The 23323-nt window shown below is 64.8% G+C and carries 23 protein-coding genes; 11 read left to right on the forward strand and 12 right to left on the reverse strand.

Annotation, left to right across the window (positions count from 1 at the left end; genetic code table 11):
• The first annotated feature begins 8 nt into the window (after window positions 1–8).
• Window positions 9–2756, forward strand: coding sequence for a collagenase (locus HKD46_RS08630; protein ID WP_171865262.1), 2748 nt, complete (start codon window positions 9–11; stop codon window positions 2754–2756).
• A 156-nt stretch (window positions 2757–2912) separates the two neighbouring features.
• Entirely contained in the window at window positions 2913–3794 is an 882-nt protein-coding gene (locus HKD46_RS08635; RefSeq protein WP_103259414.1) for a vancomycin high temperature exclusion protein, read from the forward strand.
• 53 nt (window positions 3795–3847) lie between these two features.
• Here the strand turns inward: HKD46_RS08635 and HKD46_RS08640 are convergent, their stop codons facing one another.
• Window positions 3848–4462, reverse strand: coding sequence for a superoxide dismutase (locus HKD46_RS08640; RefSeq protein ID WP_171865296.1), 615 nt, complete (start codon window positions 4460–4462; stop codon window positions 3848–3850).
• Window positions 4463–4485: 23 nt separating this feature from the next.
• The gene (locus HKD46_RS08645) at window positions 4486–4911 is read right to left on the reverse strand and encodes a hypothetical protein (RefSeq protein WP_029313599.1); all 426 of its coding nucleotides are present in this window, start codon (window positions 4909–4911) and stop codon (window positions 4486–4488) included.
• Window positions 4912–5216: 305 nt separating this feature from the next.
• Here HKD46_RS08645 and HKD46_RS08650 point away from each other — a divergent pair, with 305 nt between their 5' ends.
• Complete coding sequence (locus tag HKD46_RS08650) at window positions 5217–6128, forward strand: triacylglycerol lipase (protein ID WP_151027224.1); 912 nt, start codon at window positions 5217–5219, stop codon at window positions 6126–6128.
• The gene (locus HKD46_RS08655) at window positions 6125–6865 is read left to right on the forward strand and encodes a lipase secretion chaperone (protein WP_171865264.1); all 741 of its coding nucleotides are present in this window, start codon (window positions 6125–6127) and stop codon (window positions 6863–6865) included. The genes HKD46_RS08650 and HKD46_RS08655 overlap by 4 nt, the downstream gene beginning before the upstream one ends.
• A 54-nt stretch (window positions 6866–6919) precedes the next feature.
• Here the strand turns inward: HKD46_RS08655 and HKD46_RS08660 are convergent, their stop codons facing one another.
• The 3 genes from HKD46_RS08660 to sgrR are packed head-to-tail and all read right to left on the reverse strand — an operon-like array spanning window position 6920 to window position 9846.
• Window positions 6920–7630 carry a hypothetical protein gene (locus HKD46_RS08660; RefSeq protein WP_171865266.1) on the reverse strand — a complete coding sequence of 237 codons (711 nt, stop codon included), beginning with the start codon at window positions 7628–7630 and terminating at the stop codon, window positions 6920–6922.
• Window positions 7631–7660: 30 nt separating this feature from the next.
• On the reverse strand, window positions 7661–8056 hold the full coding sequence (locus HKD46_RS08665; protein WP_052815623.1) for a thioesterase family protein: 396 nt from the start codon (window positions 8054–8056) through the stop codon (window positions 7661–7663).
• 35 nt (window positions 8057–8091) lie between these two features.
• On the reverse strand, window positions 8092–9846 hold the full coding sequence (sgrR, locus tag HKD46_RS08670; RefSeq protein ID WP_128313194.1) for an HTH-type transcriptional regulator SgrR: 1755 nt from the start codon (window positions 9844–9846) through the stop codon (window positions 8092–8094).
• A gap of 100 nt (window positions 9847–9946) precedes the next feature.
• Here sgrR and HKD46_RS08675 point away from each other — a divergent pair, with 100 nt between their 5' ends.
• The 3 genes from HKD46_RS08675 to HKD46_RS08685 all read left to right on the forward strand — a co-directional run bounded on the left by HKD46_RS08675 (window position 9947) and on the right by HKD46_RS08685 (window position 12269).
• Complete coding sequence (locus HKD46_RS08675; RefSeq protein WP_080767934.1) at window positions 9947–10123, forward strand: hypothetical protein; 177 nt, start codon at window positions 9947–9949, stop codon at window positions 10121–10123.
• A 139-nt stretch (window positions 10124–10262) separates the two neighbouring features.
• Complete coding sequence (locus HKD46_RS08680) at window positions 10263–11531, forward strand: O-acetylhomoserine aminocarboxypropyltransferase/cysteine synthase family protein (RefSeq protein ID WP_171865268.1); 1269 nt, start codon at window positions 10263–10265, stop codon at window positions 11529–11531.
• A gap of 108 nt (window positions 11532–11639) precedes the next feature.
• Window positions 11640–12269, forward strand: a complete 630-nt coding sequence (locus HKD46_RS08685) for a glutathione S-transferase family protein (RefSeq protein ID WP_052815618.1) — start codon at window positions 11640–11642, stop codon at window positions 12267–12269.
• Between the two features lie 341 nt (window positions 12270–12610).
• Here HKD46_RS08685 and HKD46_RS08690 read toward each other — a convergent pair whose 3' ends face one another.
• Window positions 12611–13786, reverse strand: a complete 1176-nt coding sequence (locus HKD46_RS08690) for an iron-containing alcohol dehydrogenase (protein ID WP_080989986.1) — start codon at window positions 13784–13786, stop codon at window positions 12611–12613.
• Window positions 13787–13971: 185 nt separating this feature from the next.
• Here HKD46_RS08690 and HKD46_RS08695 point away from each other — a divergent pair, with 185 nt between their 5' ends.
• Entirely contained in the window at window positions 13972–14556 is a 585-nt protein-coding gene (locus HKD46_RS08695) for a hypothetical protein (protein ID WP_052815615.1), read from the forward strand.
• Between the two features lie 100 nt (window positions 14557–14656).
• Here the strand turns inward: HKD46_RS08695 and HKD46_RS08700 are convergent, their stop codons facing one another.
• From HKD46_RS08700 to HKD46_RS08715, 4 genes are all read right to left on the reverse strand, one after another.
• The gene (locus tag HKD46_RS08700) at window positions 14657–15082 is read right to left on the reverse strand and encodes a hypothetical protein (protein ID WP_104456047.1); all 426 of its coding nucleotides are present in this window, start codon (window positions 15080–15082) and stop codon (window positions 14657–14659) included.
• 223 nt (window positions 15083–15305) lie between these two features.
• A complete protein-coding gene (locus HKD46_RS08705) occupies window positions 15306–16052 on the reverse strand; it encodes an SDR family oxidoreductase (RefSeq protein ID WP_052815614.1) in 747 nt (248 codons plus the stop codon).
• Window positions 16053–16094: 42 nt separating this feature from the next.
• Window positions 16095–16331, reverse strand: coding sequence for a DUF3624 domain-containing protein (locus tag HKD46_RS08710; protein ID WP_041212265.1), 237 nt, complete (start codon window positions 16329–16331; stop codon window positions 16095–16097).
• Window positions 16328–16801 carry a GNAT family N-acetyltransferase gene (locus HKD46_RS08715; RefSeq protein WP_171865270.1) on the reverse strand — a complete coding sequence of 158 codons (474 nt, stop codon included), beginning with the start codon at window positions 16799–16801 and terminating at the stop codon, window positions 16328–16330. The genes HKD46_RS08710 and HKD46_RS08715 overlap by 4 nt, the downstream gene beginning before the upstream one ends.
• Before the next feature lie 187 nt (window positions 16802–16988).
• On the opposite strand from HKD46_RS08715, the gene HKD46_RS08720 reads away from it, so the two are divergent.
• Window positions 16989–18431, forward strand: coding sequence for a RimK family alpha-L-glutamate ligase (locus HKD46_RS08720; RefSeq protein ID WP_010672720.1), 1443 nt, complete (start codon window positions 16989–16991; stop codon window positions 18429–18431).
• A 24-nt stretch (window positions 18432–18455) separates the two neighbouring features.
• On the forward strand, window positions 18456–18986 hold the full coding sequence (locus tag HKD46_RS08725) for an MgtC/SapB family protein (protein WP_039039793.1): 531 nt from the start codon (window positions 18456–18458) through the stop codon (window positions 18984–18986).
• 55 nt (window positions 18987–19041) lie between these two features.
• Here the strand turns inward: HKD46_RS08725 and HKD46_RS08730 are convergent, their stop codons facing one another.
• Complete coding sequence (locus HKD46_RS08730) at window positions 19042–20658, reverse strand: alpha-amylase family protein (protein ID WP_171865272.1); 1617 nt, start codon at window positions 20656–20658, stop codon at window positions 19042–19044.
• Between the two features lie 117 nt (window positions 20659–20775).
• Window positions 20776–21054 carry a DUF2442 domain-containing protein gene (locus HKD46_RS08735; RefSeq protein WP_039039795.1) on the reverse strand — a complete coding sequence of 93 codons (279 nt, stop codon included), beginning with the start codon at window positions 21052–21054 and terminating at the stop codon, window positions 20776–20778.
• A 257-nt stretch (window positions 21055–21311) separates the two neighbouring features.
• Between HKD46_RS08735 and HKD46_RS08740 the strand changes: the two genes are divergently transcribed.
• Window positions 21312–23276: an LTA synthase family protein gene (locus HKD46_RS08740; protein ID WP_171865274.1), complete on the forward strand. Its 1965-nt coding sequence runs from the start codon at window positions 21312–21314 to the stop codon at window positions 23274–23276.
• Window positions 23277–23323 lie beyond the last annotated feature (47 nt).

Raw genomic sequence — 23323 nt, forward strand, 5'->3', positions numbered from 1 at the left:
GGATCATGATGAAGCACCTCTCTCCCCGGCTGCTGCTCCTGGCAGCCCCAGGCCTGCTCGCCACTTCGGCGCTGGCCAACTACTCCCCCTCCGACTGGCAACAGTATCAACTCAAAGGCGAATCCAGCCGTCAGCTGGGGGATCGTCTCACCGAAGTGACCTTTGAACTGAGCGCCCGCAGCGGCGACGCCCCTTATCAGCAGTTGAGGGTGTATCGCCGCTTCGACTGGCGCGATGCCAACCTGGCTGCGCTGGCAGAGCAGCAGTGCGGCGAGCCGCAACTCAAGATCGAGCAGGGCTGGCAGATCCGCTACCTCAGCTGTGAAGAGGTGGTACCGGCCGGCAAGGCCGTCCCGGCCAGCAGCTATGACTATGGCTACGGCATGAAGCAGGGCCGCTGGGAGCCGCTGGCGGGCACCCCGACCGCGCCGCGTCAGGATCGTCTGCCGCTGGCTGAGCGGGTCATCCTGGGTCACAGCGAGCAGGAGCTGGATCGCTGCGAGCTCAACGCCGAAGGTCGCTGCGCCGAGCAGGCATGGCAGTACCAGCCGCAAAACTGGCAGCAATTGAAGGTGCTGGAAGAGACCCCCAATGAACGGGATGGCCGCCTCGAGCAGATCTTCTTCCGCCTGCAGCCCATCGCGGGCAGCCAGGCCGCCAAGCAGGTGAGCGAGCTGCACGTCTGGCGCCAGTACACCTGGTTGCTGGACGAGATCAAGGCCCAGCAGGAGTGCGATGAACCCCAGACGCGTCAGGAAGGGGACAAGACCATCAGCTACCGGGTGTGCCGTCAAACCCTGCCCGCTGGCAGCGAAGTGCAGGTGGTCTTGAAGGACACCGGCTATCAATACCCGGTGGGGGGCAGCGAATGGCAGACCCTGCCGGAGACAACCGAGTGGCAGGAGAGCCGGGTGCTCAACCGCCCCATCGTGCTGGCCAGCAAGGAAGAGCTGCTCGACTGTCGCCGTGCCGACGGCCGCGCCTGCTCCGAGCCGGATCTGCCGGGCACCGAGCTGCTGGACGCCGAAGCTGCCAAGATAGTGCAGGATGCCAGTGGCCAGCCCGCACCGGTCTGGCAGGAGAACTATGGTCACGATGACACCAAGCTGCTGGCCGTGTCGCGCGGCATCCAGAGCCTGCTGGCGGCCAATCAGCCGGCCCATCCGGCCATGAAGCTGCTGCTGGAATACGTGCGTGCCCACAACTACCACAACTACGGCAAGCACAAGGAAGACGGCCCGGCTGCTGCTGAGGCGCTGGCCGAGGCATTGACGGCACTCGGTGCCCATCCGCTGCTCTTCCCGGAGCAGGCCAGCGACGAAGTAGGCGCCGTCATGGGAGCCTGGAGCATCGCTCTGCACGGTCAGTTCAAGAGCCCGGCAGTGCAGAGCCGCTTTGGCACCCTGCTCGGCGAGTTCAACCAGATGCTGGCCTACAGCACCCGCCATGCCAGCGAGATCAACGGTCAGCACGCCTGGGCAACCGGTCTGTTCGATCTGCTCAACTTCCTCGACTTCGCCAGCGACTACAGCGACCCCTTCGCCAACGACTTCCGCCAGCAGGATGGCGAGCTGCGCAAGCAGCTGCACGCCCTCGGCATGAGCGAGCTCGCGTTGTGGCAAGGAAGGGATGGCGCCGATCTGTTCCTGCTCAACAACGTGCTGGATGCCTACACCCGCCTCTACCGGGTCGCCCGCTACACCCGCCCGGACGAGCTCGATGGCTACCGCAAGCTGCTGGATGACTCCGTCATCGCCCTCGTTCGCCACCACGACCTGATCCCTGGTGGTCAGCAGAGCCAGGATCTGCTGGAAGACATGTCGCTGACCCTCTCCACCTACTACCTGACCTACACGGACCGCACCAGCGAAGCCTGCATCAGCGGTGACTTCGCCGGGCTCTGCACCCCTGTCCGGGTGGAGGACGTGCTGCCGTTCGAGCACACCTGCTCGCCGACCCTGCGCCTGCGGGCCCAGGATCTGACCATGAGCCAGGCCGAGGGGATCTGCCGTGAACTGGGTGCCGAAGAGCAGCAGTTCCACCAGCAGATGGAGACCGGCTGGCAGCCGGTGGCGGATGATCACAACGAGGCGCTGGAACTGGTGATCTTCGACTCCTCCGCTGACTGGAAACGCTACGGCAGTGCTCTGTTTGGCGGCGTCTCCACCGACAACGGCGGCATCTACCTCGAAGGGGATCCGGCGCGCCCCGGCAACCAGGCCCGCTTCTTCGCCTACGAGGCGGAGTGGAAGCGCCCTGCATTCCAGGTGTGGAACCTGCGCCACGAGTACGTGCACTACCTGGACGGCCGCTTCAACCAGTACGGCAGCTTCGGCCACTACCCGCTCAACCGCACCACCTGGTGGTCGGAAGGGCTGGCGGAGTTCGTCGCCCACGGCCAGTGCTTCGCCCGCGGTCTGGACAACGTCGCCGGCCGCCCGGCCAGCGATCGTCCGACCCTGGCCGACATCCTGCATCTGGATTACGACAAGGGGGGCGAGATGGTCTACTCCTGGTCCTACACGGTGCACCGCTTCCTGAACGAGACCGGTCGCAGCGCCAGCTGGCTGGCCATGGCCCGGGCCCTGCGAGGCCCGGATCGAGAGCAGGCCATGAATGCCTTCGAAGCCGAGCTGGACCAGCTGATTGCCAATGACAGCGAGGCCTACCAGCAGTGGCTCGGCCGCGAGCTGCTGCCCTGGTGGGAAGCCAGCAAGGACTCCGACGAGTGCAAGGCCAACGACTCCTCCCACTGAGAACGAGACGGCTATGACAAGGGGCGGCCATGGCCGCCCCTTGTTTATGGCGCCGTTTGATAATCCCGGGATCCTGGCGCGCGCTGCGACAACCTCTGCCCGAGTGAGCCCCTGCGCCGCCATCAAACCTGACGCGCCACAACAACTTGTAATAGAATGACCCCCTGTCTTCTCTTACTTCAGACCCGAACCGCACCGCGCATGAAGAAGTTTGCCAAGATCCTGCTCGCCTGCCTCTGCCTGTTGCTGGCCTCCATCGCCGCCCTGCTTGGCTACAGCGAGTGGACCGTCTCGGACGCCCGTCACTACACCTACGACGACGTCAACGCGGTGCCCTACAACCGGGTCGCCCTGGTGCTCGGCACCTCCAAATACCTGATTGGCGGCAGCCCGAACCACTACTTCAAATACCGGATCAAGGCCGCCGCCGAGCTCTACAACAACGGCAAGGTGGACTACATCCTGGTCTCCGGCGACAACGCCACCGTGCAGTACAACGAACCGCGCCAGATGCGGCGGGCCCTGATCCAGGCCGGCATTCCGGCCAGCGCCATCTACAGCGACTACGCCGGCTTTCGGACCCTGGACTCCATCGTGCGGGCAAAGGAGGTGTTCGGTCAGGCCCACTTCACCGTGGTCTCCCAGGCCTTTCACAACGAGCGAGCCATCTTCATCGCCCGCCATTTCGGCATCGAGGCGGTCGGCTTCAACGCCGTGGATCCCAGCGCCTATCAGGGCATCAAGACCCGGGTGCGCGAGGTGTTTGCCCGCCTGATGGGGCTGCTCGACCTCTACGTGCTGGACAAGGGACCCAAGTTCCTCGGCGAGCCCATCGTCATCGGCGCTCCCGTTCCCTGCCAGGCGTTGAGCACCATAGGGGCTAGCCAACCCTGCCTGCCCATTGCACCGCCCCCTCATCAGCCGAAGGCCAAGCAGGCAACGGCCGTGAGCGCGGCAACAGCCACCAGCGCAGCCGTGCCGAGCGAAGCAACACCCGTGGATAATCCGGCTGCCAGCAGCGCGCCGACCCCTCAATAGCAGAGACCCGCCAACAGGCGGGTCTCTTTCATTGGGCTCGGTATTTCCGGCGATCAGGCCCTTGCCGCCACGTAACGCCGTGCCACCTCATCCCAGTCGATCACGTTGTAAAACGCGGCTATGTAATCGGGACGCTTGTTCTGGTACTTGAGGTAGTAGGCATGCTCCCACACATCCAGCCCGAGTATCGGGGTGAGCACCTCCATCAGGGGGCTGTCCTGGTTCGCGCTACTCACCACCTGCAACTTGCCGCGCCCATCGACCACCAGCCAGGCCCAGCCGCTGCCAAAACGGCTCAGCGCCGCCTGAGTAAAGGCCTGCTTGAAGGCCTCCAGCCCACCCAGATCCCGCTCCATCGCTGCGGCCAGCTCGCCGTCCGGCTCGCCGCCGCCCTGCGGACTCATCACCTGCCAGAACAGGCTGTGGTTGGCGTGGCCGCCGCCGTGATTGCGCACCGCCCCCTGAACCTGGGCCGGCAGGCTGTCGATACGGGCAAGCAATGCCTCCAGCGGCAGGGCAGCCAGCTCCGGCAGATCGGCCAGGGCGGCATTGAGGTTGGTGACATAGGTCTGATGGTGACGGCTGTGATGGATCTCCATGGTCTTTGCATCGATATGGGGTTCCAGCGCGTCATAGGCGTAAGGAAGGGCTGGCAGGGTATGGCTCATGTTCATTGTCTCTCCTGTTGGGCTCAATGCAGTTGATGGGCAGAGCCGGTCTGACACAAACATTGACCCAGGCTGCGCTGGATGCCGTCGTGATGACCGTGTTTGCCCAGAAAGGCGAGCAGCTCGGTACGGGTGCTGCGGGCGTGGCGAACAGCCGCCTCCCGCAGGGCAGCGGAACTGGTGGGGGACTGGCTGGTGGCCAGCAGGCAATCATGGATGTGACACAGCAGGTCGGCGGCCCGATCCGGCAGGGTCATGGCCACCAGCAGATCCGCCAGGTTGTGATGGGCCACCACCAGGGCCGCCACCGCTTCGTCGGCATCGTGCCAGTCGGCAAACTGCTGGCGGGCAAGCCACAGCGCCTGCTGATAGCAGTCGAGCGCCCTGGCGTACTCCCCCGCATCGAAATGGCGGTTGCCACTCAGGGTCTGCGCCTTCCAGTGCGCCATGCTGCTGTCCGCTCCGGTGGTACCGACCCATCCCTTCACCCAGGTTCCCGTCATGACTCGACTACTCAAATGATAATAATTATTATTTAACTTATTTGATGGGCAGACACAAGGAATAGTTGGTGCCGCCTTTTTTGCCCATATGGGTAGGGTTTTTCTGCAATCCCCGGTTTAGTGATCCCACCCACAGATACATTTGAGTTCAGCCACCATGCTGCCGGTACTGGCATGAGGCCGGTGGCTGCCCGGTGACGACCCCCGGTGACGACCAGAGTGCAGCCGGTTTTTTCACAAGGACGGTGAAGATGAAAAGATGGCTATTGATGCTGTTGTGCGCCCTGCCCATGCTGGGTCAGGGGGCCGGTTATACCCAGACCCGCTACCCCATAGTGCTGGTGCACGGTCTGTTCGGTTTCGACAAGCTGCTCGGTGTCGATTACTTCTACGGCATCCCCCAGGCCCTGACCCGGGATGGCGCCAAGGTCTACGTGGCACAGGTCTCCGCCACCCAGAGCTCGGAGCTGCGCGGTGAACAGCTGCTCAAGCAGGTGCAGCAGGTGCTCGCCATCACGGGGGCGGAGAAGGTGAACCTCATCGGCCACTCTCACGGTGGCCCCACCATTCGCTACGTCGCTTCGGTCGCCCCCGAGCTGGTCGCCTCCGCCACCAGCGTGGGCGGGGTCAACCATGGCTCGGAGATCGCCGACCTGGTGCGGGCCAAGGTGACGCCGGGCTCGGCGGCCGAAGGTCTGGCGGTGGCCGCCGCCTCGGCCCTGTCCGGGGTCATCTCGCTGCTCTCCGGGGGAAGCCAGCTGCCGCAGGATCCCCTCGCAGCCCTCGACGCCCTCACCAGCACCGGCGCCCAGCGCTTCAACCAGCGCTATCCGGAAGGGCTGCCGAGCCAGCATTGCGGCGAAGGGCCCATGCAGGCCGCCAACGGGGTCTACTACTTTTCCTGGAGCGGACGCGGCACCATGACCAACATCCTGGATCCGGTGGATCCGGCGCTGGCGCTGACCGGCAGCTTCTTCAAGGAGCCCAGTGACGGCCTGGTCGGGGTGTGCAGCAGCCACCTCGGCAAGGTGATCGGCACCCACTACCGCATGAACCATCTGGACGAGGTGAACCAGTCGTTCGGCATTCGCCACCTGTTCGAGACCAACCCGGTCAACCTCTATCGCCAGCACGCCAACCGCCTGCAGAGGCTGGGACTATGAACAGGGCATGGCTGATGGCTGCTCCGCTGGCGACAGCCCTGCTGCTGGGGGACTGGCAGTATTGGCCCTCCGCTGACGCAACCGCCCCTTCGCCGCAACATGTCGGGCCCGCTTCCCCTCTGGTCAGGCAGGCTGCACCACCGTCGGACAAGGGCTCGCTGCAGGCCCGCCATGAAGCCTTTCTCGCGGCCGAGGGCAGCCTGACGGTGCCGACGGATCCGGGCCTCGCCAGCTTGCAGAAACTGTTCGACGAGCGCGAACAGTTGCGCAGGCAGCGCTTCACCCCGGTCGAGCAGGAGCAGCTGTTTGCCGAGGACAGGCTGATGGAGCAGTGGACCCTGCGCCGCAAGGCGCTGGCGGAGTCCAGCGATGCCGACAAGCCGCTGCTGGCGAGCGAGCTGGAGCTCTGGCTGGCGGAGCAGCCCCAGTGGTTTCGGGAGGCGGAGGCCAACAGCCGCCTGCTGGGCGATCTGCAGGCTCTGGATCAACTCCCCGCAGCCGGGCGTGACGCCGCACTGCGCGAACAGTTGGGACCGGAGGCGGCAGACCGGTTGCACCAGTTGGCAGAGAGCCAGCAGGCGTTCGAGCAGCAGCTGGCCGGCTATCTGGCCGAGATCAGGCCCCTGCCTGCCGAGGCCCGGGTCAGCCAGCAGCCGGAGATCCTGGCACGCTGGTTCGAGCCCGGTCAGTGGCGACGGGTGGAGGCCCTCACCCGGCTCACCCTGGGCGAGCAGTAACCGGCATGAAAAAGGGGCCCGCAAGTGGGCCCCCATTCTTTGACGCTGCCGCCCTTACTGCGGCTTGTTGGCACCCGGCAGCGGCTGCCAGGTGAGGCGAGTCACCCGGTTGCCCTGCACCTCGCAGGTGAGGCAGAGATCCTGCCACCCCTTCTCTTGGCGCAGGGAAACCTCTCCCTTGATGCCCTCTGCACTCCTCTTGAGTTTGGCCGGCTCGAAGGTCACCTTGTCACCTCCGGCGAGCGCCATCAGCTTGCCATTGCAGAGCCACTGGGCGAGCTCGGCCCCCTTGAGCTTGACGCCCTTGTCAGCCCTCTCCTCGGCGGTGCTCGGTGCAAACAACCCGCCCAGCTCGGCCGCCCGTCTGGTCAGCCAGGCTTCCCGCTGCTGCATGCTCATCTTGCTGACAAACTCCGCAGGCTGCCCTTTGTCGTCCAGCCATTGGGTCAGCTTGCCACTGTCATCGAAGGCGAACTGGGCGGCGGGCTCCTTCACCCCGAACAGCTTGCCGCCCTTGAAGTAGTAACGGCTCTCCCCTTCCTGTTTACCCTGCTCGTTCAGGATGGGCACGGCGATGATGACGGGCGTGCCGTCGACCCAGGCCTTGATGTCAGCGCCATCGTGGCTGAACAAGCGGGTATCGAGGGCGCTGTCGGCCCCCTTCTCCATCAGGGTGAACTGCTCGGCCAGGGAGGCGGCAAATGAAGGCAGGGAGCAGAGTCCCAGTCCCAAGCCGAGGCTCAGGGCGATCGCGGTTGTGCGCATAAGTGTCCTGTGGTAGGCCCGAAGGCCGGATTAACTCTCTACCAGCCAGGTCCTCAGTCCCTCCCGGTGAGCCTCGCTCAAAGGGATGGACTGCCGGGTCCGGTAGTCAAAATGGATCAGGGTCGTCTCGGCGGTCACCGCCAGCTCGCCGCCCTGCCAGGCTTCCTGCCAGAGCGTGAAGGAGCTGGTACCGATACGCCGCACGCCGGTCTTGATCGACACCATCTGGCCATAGAACAGCTCCCGTTTGAATTGCACCGTGTAGCCCGCGATGATCAGATGCCAGTCATGCACATCCAGCTCGGGCGAGAAGAGGCGAAACAGGGGATCACGGGCCGATTCAAACCAGACCGCCGGCACCGTGTTGTTGATGTGGCCGAGGGCGTCCGTCTCTTGAAAACGGGGTTGGATCTGCATTTCCAGCATGGATGTCGACTCCTTGTCGTAGGACCGCGCACAGGCTAGCGCGCCAACCCGTCCGACTCAAGCGTCCCTGCCTGGGGGTGAGAGCCACCGCCGGTTTCCGGCTCCTGCGCCACCTGCTCGGGCTTTAACCAGGCGCTGCGAAAATCGAACCAGCCAAGGGCCGTCATGCGCACACCGTGCACGCCGACCCGGCTCTCCAGCTCTAGCCAGTGGTGAAACAGCGGCACGAACCAGCTCTGGCGCTGCACCTCGGCCAGCAGGGCGCGGGGGCCGGGCTCTTCACCATGGGCGCGCCACTGCGTCAATCCCTGCCACAGGGCCTGCTGGCCGCCCCACACCCGGCGCAGCAAGGGGGTGCCCTGAAGCCAGGCGTAAGGGGCGAAGGCGTGCTCATGCTCCAGGTTGAGGGTGCCGAACCAGAGATCCACATCTTCATCCTCCCCGCTCACCCAGCGCCCGTAGTCCAGGGTACGCACCTCGAGCTGGATCCCCTGCTCTGCCAACAGGCTGCTCATGGCGCTGGCGCACTCGTTGAACTCCAGATGCTGGTTGAAGCAGGCCAGTACCAGCCGCGCTGGCAGGCTGACCGGGCCGGACTCGGGAAGAGGCAGGCTCTCGCGCCAGTGGGGCAGGAGACCCAGCGCGCTGGTCCAGCCCCGCTGCAGCTCGGGCGCCACCCGGGCCATCAGGGCGATGGGGTTGAGCAGCCGGGTCAGCCACTGGCGCAGGGCCGGGTCCTGCAGGGGGGCCGATCTGTCGTCCTGCAGCAGGAAGTAGCAGCCGGATTCCAGTTCTGACTCCCCGCGCATGGAGCCAAGCTCCGGGGTGTCGCTGCCCAGCCTGACGTGGCTCTCCAGCCGCTCCGCCAGCTCCGGCAGCATCCAGATGTCGATCTCGTCGAGCAGGGCCCGCAGCCCGAAATAGTCGTCAAATGCTTCGAGGCACAGGTGCAGCGGGTCGTTGGCGCTCACCCGATAGGGGCCGGTGCCCACCGGCTGCAGGGCGAAATTCGCCTCCTCCTTGAGCTCCCGCGGCAGGATGGCCGCCACCGGCTCGGCCAGCAGGTGCGGCAGCAGAGGATCCGGGCTGTCGAGATGGATGTCCAGGGTGCGCGGCCAGCGGCTCTCCAGCCGTGCCAGATGGGCGAACAGCGGGCGATCCCGCAAGGCCTGCAGGCTCTCCATCACATCCTCCACCACCAGTTCGCGGCCATGGTGAAAGCGCACCACGGGGCGCAGATAGAAGCGCCAGTGACAGGGGGCCAGACACTCCCAGTGGTGGGCGAGATCCCCCTCGATTTCCCCATTTTCCTCGTTTCGCCGGGTCAGACCGTTGAAGATTTGGCGGCTCAGGTGAATTTCGGAGCGGCGCAAGGGCGCGGTGGGCAACAGACCGGGCAGGGGCCGGTAGTAGGGCACCCGCAGGATCTGGCGCCCCTCCCGGGTGGCCTGGCCGAGCTGCTCGATGAGCAGCGGGGTGAGCAGATCCAGGCGATCTTCGGCCAGCCTCACCGCCTGCGCCAGCTGGCCCTGACTCAGCAGAACCCGCAATCGGCGCCGGGTCAGGCTCTCCTGGTTGTCGAGCAGGGTGAGGCGGGAGCGCCGCCCCCGCCCTGCTTCTGCCGTCCAGCACAGCCAGCCCTGCCCTTCCATGCGGCGCAGCAGCAGGCGGGCATTGCGGGGGGTGCAGCAGAGCAGATCCGCCACCTCGGCGAGGCTGATCTCCCGCTCGTCGCAGCCAAGCTGCTGGGCGAGCCGTTGAAATTGCTGATAAAGGCGGGTGGTAGGCATAAAAGAGGAAATCCTGTAGCTGAAAGTCATCAGTTTTTACTTCCGCATTTTAGCTCAATACTGCTGGCGAACGTGAGAACCACAGCACAGGAGCACCATCATGAGCCATGCCACCCCCCTCAAACCGAACCGGATCCAGCAAACCCTTCGTCGCTACTTCCTGAGGATCCTGCCCCGCCCTCTGACGCTGGTCGAAGATCCCATGGTGCAGCTCAACCGCCTGATGCAGTGGGACATGCACCAGATAGACGACAGGGAGTATCGCCGCCGTCTCTGAGGTTGCCGTCACCGACGCCATCCGGTCACCCCCATCCCCCGGCATTGCTTTGCCGGAATGGGTGGTTTACATCGGCGCCAGGACTGCTAGATTGGACGTCTATCCATCCATAATGGTGACATCCAACAAGGAGTGTGTGATGAAAGATGCGACCCTGGCCCTGCACCACGGCTTTGCCAACGATCCCGCCACCAAGGCGGTGGCCGTGCCCATCTACCAGACGGTGGCCTACGAGTTCGAGAGCGCCCAGCACGGGGCGGACTTGTTCAATCTGGCGGTGCCGGGGAACATCTACACCCGCATCATGAACCCCACCAACGATGTGCTGGAGCAGCGGATGGCCGCGCTGGAAGGGGGCATCGCCGGCCTGGTGGTCTCGGCGGGCTCCGCCGCCATCACCTACGCCATCCAGGCGCTGACCGCCGCCGGTGACAACATCGTCTCCACCCCCCAACTCTATGGCGGCACCTACACCTTGTTCGCCCACATGCTGCCGAGCTTCGGGGTCGAGGTACGCTTCGCCAAGGATGACAGCGCCGAGGCCATCGCCGCCCTCATCGATGACAAAACCAAGGCGGTCTACTGCGAGAGCATCGGCAACCCGGCCGGCAACATCGTCGACATCGCCGCCCTGGCCAAGGCCGCCCACGCCCGCGGCGTGCCGCTCATCGTCGACAACACGGTCGCCACTCCGGTCTTGTGCAAACCCATCGAACACGGCGCCGACATCGTGGTGCACAGCCTGACCAAATATGTCGGCGGCCACGGCAACTCCCTGGGGGGCGTCATCGTCGACTCGGGCAAGTTCCCCTGGGCGGATCACGCCGAGCGCTTCCCCCAGCTGACCCAACCCGAGCCTTCTTATCACGGGGTGGTCTACACCGAGGCCTTCGGCCCGGCTGCCTTCATCGGCCGGGTGCGCACCGTGCCGCTGCGCAATACCGGGGCGGCGCTGGCGCCGATGAACGCCTTCCTGCTACTGCAAGGGCTGGAAACCCTTAGCCTGCGCATGGAGCGCCACGTGGACAACGCTCTGCGGGTGGCCCACCACCTCAAGCACCACCCCAAGGTGGCCTGGGTCAGCTACGCCGGTCTGCCGGGTCACCCCCACTACCCGCTGGCGGAGAAGTACATGGCCGGTCGCCCCTCGGCCATCCTCTCCTTCGGCCTGAAGGACGGCTACGAGGCGGGCGTGCGCTTCTACGATGCCCTCAAGATCTTCAAGCGGCTGGTCAACATCGGCGACGCCAAGTCCCTGGCCTGCCACCCCGCCTCTACCACCCATCGCCAGTTGAGCGAAGAGGAGCAGGCCAAGGCTGGAGTGAAACCTGAGATGATCCGGCTGTCGGTGGGGATCGAAGCCATCGAGGACATACTGGCGGATCTGGATCAGGCGCTGGAGGCCTGAGTCAATCGACGAAGGAGCGGGCACCACGCCCGCTCTTTTTCATCCATAAGTGAACCTGCTGCCGGGGCGCTGCGTATCACCGCCTTCCGTCACTGCGTCGAGGTTTCCATGATAGTCCTGCACCACCTGAACAAATCCCGCTCCCAGCGCATCATCTGGCTGCTTGAAGAGCTGGGCCTGCCCTACCAGATCAAGGCCTACCAGCGCGATGCCGCCACCTTCCTGGCGCCGCCCGAGCTCAAGGCCGTCCACCCCCTCGGCAAGTCGCCGGTCATCGAGTTTGACGGCCGGGTGCTGGCGGAATCCGGTGCCATCACCGAATACCTGATCGCCCGCCACGCTCCGGAACGGCTGGCACCGGCCACTGACAGCCCGGAGTATCCCGAATACCTACAGTGGCTCCACTTCGCCGAGAGCTCCGGTATTCTGCCGCTGCTGCTCGATATGTTCGTGCGCAAGGATGGCAGCCCGATGCGCTTCCTGCCGGACTACGCCAAAGCCGAGTGTACCAAGGTGCTGGGCTACCTCGATGAGGTGCTGGCAAGCCGCCGTTACCTGGTGGCCGATCGCCTCACCGGCGCCGACATCCTGAACTCCTTCCTGGTGGATCTGCTGGCCCAGAGCGGCCAGCTGGCCCAGTTCCCGCATCTGCAAGCCTACTGGCAGCGCCTCAATACCCATCCGGCCCGCCAGAAGGCGGCGGCGCTGGAGCGCGAGCTGGACCGCAGCGCCGAATAAACGGCAGTGCCCGGCGACACCACGCAAAACGCCTCGATGATCGGGGCAATGCTGTTCACTTAAGAGAATTTGAGTTCCAGTCCACGTAGTATCAGGACAAAAAATCGAGGGAGGCATGATGCCTCCCTCTTTCTATTGCAAGCCCCGCTGGATAAAGGCTGGAGGAAGATCGACTGGACACAGCCTTGCCCCCTCAACTCAAATCCAATTTATGAATAATCAGTCAAAAAAGTGCTTATCTGAACAGCATTGCGATGATCGGGGCGCTTTCTTTTCCGTTGGCCAGCCGGTGATCAGAGGGCGAGGGAAAGGATCCGCGCCACTATGGTTGCCAGGATGACTTACAGCGCGTGGGACAGGATCCTGGCTACCTTGTCGGGATCAATGTCCTGCTGCTCCCCGAGGGCGGTCAGCCCGAAACGCTTGAGGTTGGAGCAGATACCGGGGATGCAGCTCTCGCTCAGCCCGTAGTCGGCAAGCCGGGTACCCACCCCCATCTGCTGGAAGAACTGCTCGGTGCGGATGATGGCCTCCTCGATGCGCAGCGCCTTGTCCTCGCGGCTGGAGTGCCATACCCGCTCGGCGAACTGCGCCAGCTTCTCCTGCTTCTGGGCCGATTGCTCCCGCAGCAGGGAGGGCAACACCACAGCCAGGCTCTGGGCATGATCCAGCCCGTGCAGGGCGGTGAGCTGGTGACCGATGGCGTGGGTGGACCAGTCCTGGGGCACGCCGCGACCGATAAGGCCGTTGAGCGCCAGGCTGGCCGCCCACATCAGGTTGGCGCGCACCTGGTAGTTGGTGGGCTCCGCCAGCGCGCGCGGACCGTTGTCCACCAGCACCTGCAGCAGCCCTTCCGCCAGCCGGTCCTGCACCTCGCCCCCCACCGGGAAGGTGAGGTACTGCTCGAGGATGTGGACGAAGGCATCCACTACGCCATTGCCCACCTGGCGCGGTGGAAGGCTGTAGGTGGTGGCGGGATCCAGCACCGCAAACACCGGTTGCACCAGCGGATTGTAGAAGGAGAGCTTGGCCTCCCCCCGGCTCACCACGGCGGCGGGGTTGCTCTCCGAGCCGGTGGCCGGCAGGGTCAACACGCAGCCCAGCGGCAGCGCTGCCTTGATGGGGGCCTTGTCCCGCAGGATCTCCCAGGGATCGTCCCCCTCGAAGCAGGCAGCGGCGGCCACGAACTTGGTGCCATCCACCACGGAGCCGCCACCCACCGCCAGCAGGAAGTCGATGCGCTCGCGCTTGACCAGAGCCACCGCCTCCATCAGCTGATCGTACTGGGGGTTGGCGCCGATGCCGGGAAACTCCAGCCACTCCCGGCCCGCCAGCGCCTGGGTCAACTGCTCATAGACCCCGTTCTGCTTGATGCTGCCACCCCCGTAGAGCACCAGCAGACGGCTGCCGGCCGGGATCAGCTCGGGCAGCCTGGCGATCTGGCCTTCACCAAAGCAGATGCGGGTGGGATTGGCATATTGGAAGTTGTACACGGCAGAGCCCTCGGTTGATTGCATGCCGGGGAATTGTGCGCCTGCCGTGCCATCAGGTCAAAAACGGGAGCCTGTCGTCAAAAATACGATGCCAGCCTGCCGATGCCGGGCGCTCCTGCCCGGCTTTGCTATGGTGATAGCGGGAAGACGAGTTCGTCGCCCCCTCAAGCCCCTCCCGGGGTCCCTTTCCCACTCACAGGGTCTCTATCATGAAACTGAAGCACGCCTGGATTGCGGGTGTCCTCACCCTCTGTGCCCCTCCCCTGCTCTATGCCGCCGAGGTCACCACCCATGTGGCCGTGGCCCCCGGACAAGCCAGCCTGGCCGAAGAACTGACCGCCAGGGCAACCGTCACCGCCATCGACCTGGCCACCCGCAAGGTCAGCCTGAAAAATGCCGAAGGGCAGACCCTGGACCTGATCGCCGGGGAGGAGGTGACCAACCTTCCCCAGCTCAAGGTGGGAGATGTCGTGGCCCTGAGATATCTGCAACTGCTGGACCTGACCCTGCTCAAGGGCACCGCCGGGGTGAGAAAACGGGTGGTGGAAGTGGAAGGGGGCAAGGCGGCCGCCGGGGAGAAACCCGCTGCCGGCGCTGGCATGCAGGTAACCATCTATGCCGACGTCATCGACGTGGACAAGGCGCACCAGACCATCCGGGTCAAGGGGGTCGACCATACCCTGACCCTCAAGGTGCAGGATCCGGCCCAGTTCGCCCTCATCGCCAAGGGGGACCAGATAAAGGCCGTGCAGACCACCGCCATCGCCATCGGGATCGCCCCCCAGAGTCCCTGAGCCCTGACCACGTCAGGCCGTGCCTCCCACGGCCTGCCGGCCCCGTGGCAAGGGGGCAACCCCTTGCCTTTAACGCCCAAAGATTTCCGTTTGAATCACGTCATACCTGGGAGGCGGATTTGCCGGTGAGGCGATCCATGGCCTCCTTGAGCATGGCATCGCGCTGCGCGGCCAGGTCCTTGCTCTGCGTTTCGCGCTCCTCGGCAGAGAGCGTCTTGTCATCCGCTATCCCCTTGAGCTGACGCTCGAGATCGTCAAATTTTTTGCGATCAAAGCCCAGGGCCTTGTCCACCATCTGCTGCACCCGCGCATCCTTGACGCCACCGGTCAGGACTGTGTTCTTGCCGTTCCTGGCCAGATGCTCGTAGGTCAGTGCCTGCTGCGCCTTGCCGGTCAGCACCTGACTGGAGAGGCTGACCTGCTGAGACCAGCCGCTCTGCTTGTCATCGCTGTCGCTGAGGGTCGCCAGGGCACGGTTCTGGGACGCGCTCTGGGCGAGTTGATGACCATAGGGTTTGATATCCATGAAGGCTCCACGCTCACTGCCGGCCTCGCCGGCTCCGGGGATGGTTTCCCCGCCATGGGCCGGAGACAGCAAAATGCAGGCCAACTTGAGTACCCCCTCTTTCGATGGTTCAGCACGGGTCGCAGCACGCCTCCTTCTGCACTCCATGACGAGTGCGACCAGACCCATCAAAAAAAGGCGCCCGAAGGCGCCTCTTGTGGACAGAAGTCGGCTCGTCATGACATCAGCGACGGCTGATGTGGAGCGGACCGAAGGTCTGGGCCACCGGCATGATCTCGATGCTGTTGATGTTGACGTGGGCAGGCTGCTCGCTGATCCAGAGTACGGTATTGGCGATGTCTTCCGGCAGGATGGCCTGCACCCCCTGATAGACGGTGGCCGCCTTGGCGTCGTCGCCGTGGAAGCGCACGTTGGAGAACTCGGTGCCGCCACACAGGCCGGGCTCCACGTTGGTGACACGCACCGCCGTGCCCGCCAGATCCGCACGCAGGTTGAGGCTGAACTGCTTCACGAACGCCTTGGTCGCGCCGTAGACGTTGCCGCCCGGATAGGGATAGGTCCCTGCGATGGAGCCGATATTGATGACGTGGCCGCAGTTGCGCGCCACCATGCCCGGCAGCAGCAACCGGGTGATCAGGGTCAGGCCGCTGATGTTGGTGGCGATCATCTGCTCCCAGTCCTCAAGGTCTGCCTTGTGGGCAGGCTCCAGCCCCAGTGCCAGGCCGGCGTTGTTGACCAGCAGGTCCACCTGTTGCCATTCGGTCGGCAGCCCCTCGATGGCGGCGCGGGTGGCAGCCTTGTCCTGGACGTCGAACACCAGGGGCAGGAACTGCTCGCCCAGATCCTCGGACAGGGCGGCCAGCCGTTCGCCGCGGCGCCCGGTGCCGATCACCCGGTGGCCAGCGCTCACCAGCAGGCGGCTGATGGCCTCACCAAAGCCGGACGAGGCGCCCGTTACCATTGCAATCATGTGAACCTCCATTGTTATTTGTCTTCTTGAAAAATCAGCACGTTATATGTCGCGTTTGCCCAGCTTTCGCCATGCGAACACCGCCAGATGCAGCAGGAAGAGACCCGAGCCCCCCAGCGCAAACAGCAGGCCGGTCAGGGCGTTGACCGAGGTATCGGCGCCGCACCACCACCAGACCAGCCAGCCGACGACCCCGATGAGAAAGGTCTGGGCGGCACAGACCGGGCAGCGCCCGAGCTTGGCCCTGATGGCCGTAGCCAGGCAATCTTCGCAACTCATGATGGCGCCTGCCGCTCATTCCCCAGCGCCAGCACCAGGCGGTGGGCATGCTGGCCGGGCCCGTAATAATCGGGCAGCCGTACCCCGGGGCGAAACCCCAGCCCCTGATAGAGGGTCCTGGCTTCTGGGTTGGCGTCGGCGACCTCGAGGCGAATCGCCCCCCAGCCGGCCTCGCGCCCTTCCCGGATCACCTGCTCCAGCAGGCGGCGTGCCCACCCCTGACGGCGGACGGTCCAGCGGATGGCGAGGGTCTGGATGATGAGACGATCCCAGCCTTTGTGCTCCAGCACGCTCACATAGCCCATCACCTGCGCCTTCTCGTCTTGCAGCAGCAGGGTGCGCCCCTTGGCCTGATTGAGCAGATAGTGCCAGCGGCTGCGGCCGAAGGCGACCTCGGGGGGAAAACAGTAGCGTTCCAGCTTCACGATGGCGCCCAAATCATCGGCTCGGGCGGCGCGCACGGTCAACACGGGGAGTCCTTGTTCGGTTATTTATCCTCAGCACCAGAAATGCGACTTGTATCACAAGTTACCAAGGCAGAATATTAGGCACTGTAACCTCTTGTTTCCCCTCGCGCCATTGTCGTGCTTGTCGGTGCATCGAAGCCCACTGGGGATCCTGCCGTTTCTGGCAGTCCTTTCTGTGGAGCCTGAAAATATGAGTACCTATGTCATCGTCGAGGAGCCGGGCGACTGGCCCTGCCATGCCGACTATCTGCTGACCGCCCGCACCTACCTGCAACACGGTCTGCCCACCACAGGGGGGCGTCCGCGCATCATCAACCTCTGCCGCAGCCTGGAACACCTGGGGGCCGGTTATTACTGCTCCCTGCTGGCCCAGGCCCGCGGCCACCACTGCCTGCCGGGATTGCAGGCCATCAGCAGGCTGCAACCCCAGCAGCCTCCCGCCAAGCTGTGGCGCAAATTGCAGGGCTGGCTGGCCCAGCAGAGCGAGGACAGGATCCGGGTGCGCGCCATCTTCGGCCAGTGCGAACAGAGCGAGCTGGCGGGGCTCGCCCGCTATTACTACGGCCTGAGCCAGTTGCCGCTGCAGGAGCTGACCCTCAAGCGCGGTCGCCACGGCTGGTCGGTGCGCCAGCAGGAGAGCCTGTCACCGCTGGCGCTGAGCCCGAGCGAGAAGGCGCTGATGGTGCAGCACGCCCAGGCGCTGGTGGGCACGGGGGACGAGGAACAGACGGCGCCACGCTACCAGCTCGCCATCCTGGTCGACCCCAACGACGGCCGCGCCAGCAGCGATGCCCTGGCGCTGGAGCGTTTCATCAAGGCGGCCGCTGCCCAGGGGATCCAGGCCGAGATCCTGCCTCCCTCGGCCATCGAGCGGTTGCCGGAGTTCGACACCCTCTGGCTGCGCGCCGAGACCGCGGTCGGCCACTACACCTTCGAATTTGCCCGCCGTGCCGAGCAGCTCAAGATGCCGGTCATCGACAGCTCCCGTGCCATCCTCGCCTGCAGCAACAAGCTCTATCTCTACGAGCTGATGGTGCGCAGCGGCGTGCCCATGCCCCCCACCACCGTCGTGACCCGCCGCGGCCGCCAGCATGTGGACGAACTGGTGCAGCGCCTCGGTCTGCCGCTGATGGTGAAGATCCCCGACGGCGCCCAGGGGCGCGACCTCGCCATGGCCAGCGATGACATCCAGCTCGCCCGCCTGCTGGACGAGGGGCTGGCCCGCTCCGCCCTGCTGCTGGTCCAGAGCCGGATCCCTGCCGAGTTCGACTGGCGCATCGGCTTTCTCGACGGCTCGCCGCTGTTCGCCTGCCGCCGCTACCGACCCGAACCCGGCAACCGCATCCGTCGCCGCAAACACCCCCTCGACATGAGCCGCATCGAGGCGCTGCCCCTCAGCGACGTGCCGGAGCGGGTGCTGCAAACCGCCCGCCGCGCCGTGCACCAGCTCGGCAACGGCCTGTTCGGGGTGGATCTGCGCCAGCAGGGTCAGGGCTGCGTGTTGCTGGAAATCATCGACAACCCCTGGATACGTGGCGATATTGAAGACAGGGAGGCAAAGGACCTCTACGAGCGCCTCGCCCGGGCCTTCCGCCAGCGGCTGGAGAACCGGGGGCAGAGCGCGACAGGATAACAAGCATCGCGAGCAGAGGTGGATATGATGACAATGCAGTGGTGGGACATCGCGCCCCTTGGCTGGGAGAACATCCTGGTATGTCTGGTGTGTGGCACCCTGGTGGGGCTGGAGCGGCAGCTTCGCGGCAAGCCGGTGGGGATCCGCACCTCTTCCCTCATCGTGCTCGGCACCTACTGTTTTCTCGCCATCGGCGCCGCCGTCAGTCCTCAGGGCGCCGATCAGGCGCGGGTGCTGGGTCAGCTCATCACCGGGGTCGGCTTTCTCGGGGCCGGGGTCATGATGACCCGGGATGGTCAGGTGCTGGGGGTGACCTCCGCCGCCGCCATCTGGATGCTGGCCGCCCTCGGCGCCCTCATCGGCATGGACATGCTGCATCAGGCGCTGCTGCTCACCGTCGTCACCCTCTCCATCCTGGTGGGGGTGGACTACCTGGAAGCCAGCTTCAAGAGCCTGCGCCGCGGGGTGCACAACCGGCTGGAACACTGGCGCCACGGGGCCGAGCCCTCGGTCTCTTCCCGCCGGGACGATCTGGGCAGCGGCATCGAGAAGTAAGCCGCCACCATGAAAAAGGGCTCCATAATGGAGCCCTTTTTGTTGCCCGCCTCCCTCAGCGTACCAGCAGGAAGCGGCCGGTGAGGGGTGGCAAGTCCACCGTCACGCTGCTGCCACCGATGGCCAGGTTCTCGCCGCTCTGCAGATCCACCAGGGCGCTGCCGCTGCGCAGCTTGCCGACCGGCACGGCGTAGCTCTGAGGCGTGGTGGAGACATTGAGCAGGTAGACTACTTGCTCGCCCGCCGTCTGCTTGATGTCGCCATAGACGCTCCCCTCGGCCACCAGCTTGACCCGCTCCCCCTGATAGAGGGCGGGGTGGGCGGCGCGCAGGGCCAGCAGCTGGCTGAGCCACTGCTTCAGATCGCTCTGCTCGCTGCTCGGCACGAAGCCGGTGACACCGGGCACCTTGCCATCGCTGCGGGCCACGTGATCATCGCAGAGCCCCTGGGCCGCACAGTCGCCCCCCACCTGACTGGTAAAGCCAGGCACCTCGTCGCCAAACTCCTCGCCATAGTAGAAGGTAATGGGACCGGAGCGGGCGGCCATGAAGCTGAAGGCCGCCTTGTGGCGCTGCCAGTAATCCGCCCCATTGAAGTTGCCCCGCTCCAGCAGATCGCCGAAGCGCACCAGATCGTGGTTGCCCAGCATCAGGTTGGGCATGGCGTGGTCCGGGTAGTTCTCCACCTTGTTCCAGCTGGCGTCGAGCACGCTGGCCCCCTGCCCGCCTTTGCCGGACTCTTCCACCGCCAGCGCCTGTACCAAACCGTAGCGCAGGGGGAAGTCGAACGCCGAAGAGAGCGCCGGGTTGTCGCTCGGGCCATAGGCCTGGGCGCGGATCTCGTCGGCGCCCTTCCACACTTCCCCCACCATGTAGCCGAGGGTGCCCCACTGCTGGCCGGCGGCCTTGCGCGCCGCGCTGGCCTGGGCCACCTCGCTGCGAATGGCGCGCCAGTCATCCAGCCCCAACTGATAAGCCTGATCGAGGCGCCAGCCGTCGATGCCGTACTGCTCGACCCAGTAACGGGCCACCTCCTTGAAGTAGGCCAGACTCTCGGGCTGGCCGTAATCCACCAGCTGACCCGGGTAGCCTGCGCCGCCGCTCTTGAGGGCAGGCAGCCGCCCCTCTGGTGAAGGCTTGCTCACCCCCACCTTGTTGACGTGGCCGAACACCCCGTCGAGGAAGACATAGAGCCCGCGCTGGTGCGCCCCGTCCACCAGTTTTTTAAGCTGGGCGTTGCTGCCGAAGTTGGGATCCACGTTGAAGAAGTCACAGGCGAAGTAGCCGGTGGCATCCAGCCGGTCGTCCCCGGCCTGGCCGGCGCAGGAGTCAAACACCGGCGTGAGCCAGATGGCGTTGACGTTGAGGCTCTTGATGTGGTCGAGGCTGTCGATGATCCCCTGCAGATCGCCGTTGTGCCGGGAGGGGCCGTAACCGACGCCGTAGTTGGCGCTACCGTCGCCGTCGACGAAGGACTCCACCATCACCTGGTAGGTGCGCAGGTTGCAGGCTGGCTGATCATTGCCGTAGCAGGCGCGGCTGGCCGACGCAGGGGGCGGATTGACCACCGGGGGCTGGGGGTCACTGCTGCCACCGCCTCCCCCGCTGCCGCAAGCCGTCAGTAACAGGGCGGCCCCGATGAGGCCGCCACGACGCAACGTTCCTTGTTTCATTGTTATGTTCCCGCTGTGGTGGATGGGCGCCCAAAGCGCCGCACTGGGGTCATGATAACGACCTGACCGACGCGGGTCTGTGACTGAAAACGTTACCTGACTCAACGAGTTAGCATGTCAGAAACGATGCATGTTGCGATCGGGGAAGGCGGCGCGCTCGTCGATGGGCAGGATCAGGTGGTAGACCTCGTGGGCCGCCAGGGTGAAGCCCGAGGGCCACGCCAGTTGATGGCGATCATCGATGAAGACACGGGCGAAGCGACGCTCGGTCTCCATGGCCGCAAACAGCGGCTGGCCGCGCCAGGGGGTGAGATCCAGCACGCCTGTGGTGCCGTCGGAGAGCACCACGAACAGAGACCAGCCCTGCATATATTCCACATCGATGAAGACCGGCATCCCTTCGGCTCCGATTGAGAAATCCGGCGCCATTATAGGCACGACCATTGTCTCGATGTGCCAGCAGGATCACAGTTTCCCCAGCGTTTTATGCTCTCTTCAAACCCTGCATCCCGTCACAAAAAATCATAAAACGTGCCAACTTCTCCATTTATACCTCACCCCCATGCAACCTTTGCCAGGCGCCACTGTCATACTCCTGCACCATAACAACAATGCGTCCGGGGACTGGGCGCAAACAGGTTTGCAGGAACAATATGACCACCATCAGACAATGGCTGGGACCGGTTTGGCCCATCGCCGTCTTTTCATTGATTGCGCTCATCTCCCTGACCGTCAGCCGCCTTGGCCTGGGGCTCTGGCAACTGGAACGGGTGGATGCCGTCTCTGGCTGGCAGGAGATGCTGCTGCAAGGCATTCGCGTCGACGTCGCCACTCTCTGCTGGGTCTGGGGCGTACCCGCCGTCTTGACCCAGTTGCTGGCCGGACCCCACGCGCCGGGGCGGCTCTGGATGCAGCTTATGCGGATCTGGCTCACCCTGGGGCTCTGGCTGATGCTCTTTCTCGAGATCTCCACTCCCGCCTTCGTCACCGAATACGGGGTACGCCCCAACCGCCTCTATGTGGAGTACCTCATCTATCCGAAGGAGGTGCTCTCCATGCTGTGGGCTGGCCGCAAGGGCGAGCTGCTGCTGGCCGTGATCTTCAGCGGCGCCGTGCTGGGCGGTGGCTGGTGGCTGAGCGGCCGCCTGGTGCGTGACCTAAGCTTCCCCCGCTGGTACTGGCGCCCCGCCTTCGCCCTGCTGATCCTCGCCGTCGGCTTCCTCGGCGCCCGCTCCAGTCTCGGCCATCGCGCCCTGAATCCGGCCATGGTGGCCTTTGCGGACGATCCCCTGGTCAACGCCCTCACCGTCAACTCCGCCTACTCCCTCTTCTTTGCCATCAAGCAGATGGGGGCCGAGGAGGACGCCAGCCAGTTTTACGGCAAGATGGCTGACCATCAGGTACTCGACATAGTCCGCGAGGAGAGCGGTCGCCCTCTCGGCGATTTCACCTCTGCCGATCTGCCGAGCCAGACTTTCAACACGGCCAGCTACCAGGGCAAGCCCAAAAACCTGGTGATCCTGCTGCAAGAGAGCCTGGGGGCCCAGTTCGTCGGCTCCCTCGGCGGCCTGCCGCTCACCCCTAACATCGATGCCTTGTCGAAAGAGGGTTGGGCGTTCGAGCAGCTCTACGCCACCGGTACCCGTTCGGTACGCGGCATCGAGGCGGTGCTCACCGGCTTCACGCCGACCCCGGCCCAGGCCGTGGTCAAGCTCGGCAAGAGCCAGACCAACTTCTTCACCATCGCTGACCTGCTCAAGCAGCGAGGCTATGACACCAGCTTCATCTATGGCGGCGAGAGCCACTTCGACAACATGCGCAGCTTCTTCCTCGGCAACGGCTTCACCACCATCGTCGAGCAGAAGGACTTCAAGAACCCGGTGTTCGAGGGATCCTGGGGCGCCTCGGATGAAGATCTGATGGCCAAGGCCAACGAGACCTTCGCGGCGCTGCACAAGGAGGGCAAACCCTTCTTCAGCCTGGTGTTCAGCTCCAGCAACCACGATCCCTTCGAGTTCCCCGACAACCGCATCGCCCTGTACGAGCAGCCCAAGCAGACCCGCAACAACGCCGCCAAGTACGCGGACTACGCCGTCGGCGAGTTCTTCAAGAAGGCCAGGGCATCGGACTACTGGAAGGACACCCTGTTCCTGGTCATCGCCGATCACGACAGCCGGGTCGGGGGAGCCAGCCTGGTGCCCATCCCCCGCTTCCACATCCCGGGGGTCATCCTGGGGGACGGCATAGCACCGAGAAAGGATCCCCGCATCGTCAGCCAGATCGACATGGCCCCGACCCTGCTCTCCCTCATGGGCATCAGTGCCGACTACCCCATGCTGGGCAAGGATCTCACCCGCATGCCCGCCGACTGGCCGGGACGCGCCATCATGCAGTACGACAAGAACTTCGCCCTGATGCGTGGCAAGGATGTGGTGATCCTGCAGCCCGAGCGGGCGCCGGAAGGCTTCATCTACGAGGATGCGACTGAAACGCTCACCCCGGCGCAGCAGCCGGACACCATGAAAGATGCCGCCCTGGGGCTGGTCCTGTGGGGCAGCCTGGCCTATCAGCAGGGGCTCTACCGGACGGCGCAGGACAGCCGGCTGGCTCTCAACTGAGGAACCGCCCACAAAAAACCGCCCTCGGGCGGTTTTTTCTTGCGGCT

It is taken from the genome of Aeromonas sp. TW 6 (genome assembly GCF_013168745.1).
Classification (GTDB): Bacteria; Pseudomonadota; Gammaproteobacteria; order Enterobacterales; family Aeromonadaceae; genus Aeromonas; species Aeromonas caviae.